Below are 1,103 nucleotides of genomic sequence, written 5' to 3'. Positions count from 1 at the left end.
CCTACTAGATAGCATCAAGGGTGGTGCTATTCGAACCATGCAAACGCAGTTTGATGCGTTGAAAGAAGCATTCTCAGATAAAACAACAGAGCTATCGCAAAATATGACAGATTTTGTGTATCAGCAAAAAAGCAAAGTGAATGAGATATTTGCAGATCCTGATAGCCGATATGCCAGTGTTTCTGCACAGACAATAAACGTCGGTGGAAGTTGGGATACATTCTACCCCGTATGTATTCATGGAGATGCGGCGTTTATGCGTACGTTACAAATTACACGTGGTTACGCTCACTCAGACAGAGGAAACATTAACGGTTTGGCTCCAGATGTATCTCCCGGGAGCCTAATGTTTGTCGTTCGATTTGTCATGTCTGCATTCGGAAATAATACCCCAGTAACATCAATTGATGTCAATAACGGTAATTTTGTCGGCAAAGTTGAGAACTACTATAAGTCAAGCTATCTGATTGTTTGGTTGCGTGGTGGTGGTGTGACCTACAACATATTTATGGATAGAGGGCTAGAACCTCTGCCAACAATTTTGGAGTTAAAGCCTATGGAAGGTAATGGCATTTACGAACAAGGCTTCACTGCTTGGGAACGTGACTTCTTGCCTATTTCAGAAGTGGATCCAAACCTCTTTAAAGGAGTGAGTTAATGGAAATGGAAAAAGCAGTAATTACTGAAGAAATTAAATGGACGCCAATTCGTCAAGTGCGAAAAAACAAATTGAGCGAAGCCGATGATTTAGTAAACATGGCAATGGATAACGGTGTCGACGTCACCCCATTCCGCCAGTATCGCCAAGCTCTACGCGATATTCCGCAAACATTCACTTATCCGGAAGATGTGGTATGGCCTCAAAAACCATCATTGCCGCAAGCGTCTGCATAATTGGGGGGCTAGCTTACATGACATACAGAAAAACTTTGCCGCGTGGCGTGCGTAACAATAATCCGCTAAACATTCGTGAATCGAAGGGTGACCGAACTCAGTGGGACGGTGAACACCTACTCGACCTCGATAAAAGCTTTGAAGAGTTCAAGCACCCTGTTTACGGTTTTCGAGCAGGTGCGCGTGTTCTTCGTAGCTACTCACGACAA

1 protein-coding gene and 2 pseudogenes are annotated in these 1,103 nt (G+C 43.8%); all 3 read left to right on the top strand.

Annotation, left to right across the window (positions count from 1 at the left end; genetic code table 11):
* Positions 1-658 (top strand): annotated as a pseudogene (locus A142_RS16280) (hypothetical protein); the annotation flags it as partial.
* Entirely contained in the window at positions 658-894 is a 237-nt protein-coding gene (locus A142_RS16275) for a phage tail assembly chaperone (RefSeq protein ID WP_019825882.1), read from the top strand. The pseudogene A142_RS16280 and the gene A142_RS16275, both read left to right, overlap by 1 nt.
* Before the next feature lie 17 nt (positions 895-911).
* Positions 912-1,103: pseudogene (locus A142_RS16270) on the top strand (virion protein); the annotation flags it as partial.

The organism is Vibrio splendidus 12E03, assembly GCF_000272105.2.
GTDB classification, from domain to species: Bacteria; Pseudomonadota; Gammaproteobacteria; order Enterobacterales; family Vibrionaceae; genus Vibrio; species Vibrio splendidus_I.
This window is presented reverse-complemented; position numbering and strand designations above follow the sequence as displayed.

Coding starts and splice junctions, on each gene's coding strand:
- A142_RS16275 (WP_019825882.1), top strand. CDS start 658: ATGGAAATGGAAAAAGCAGTAATTACTGAAGAAATTAAATGGACGCCA.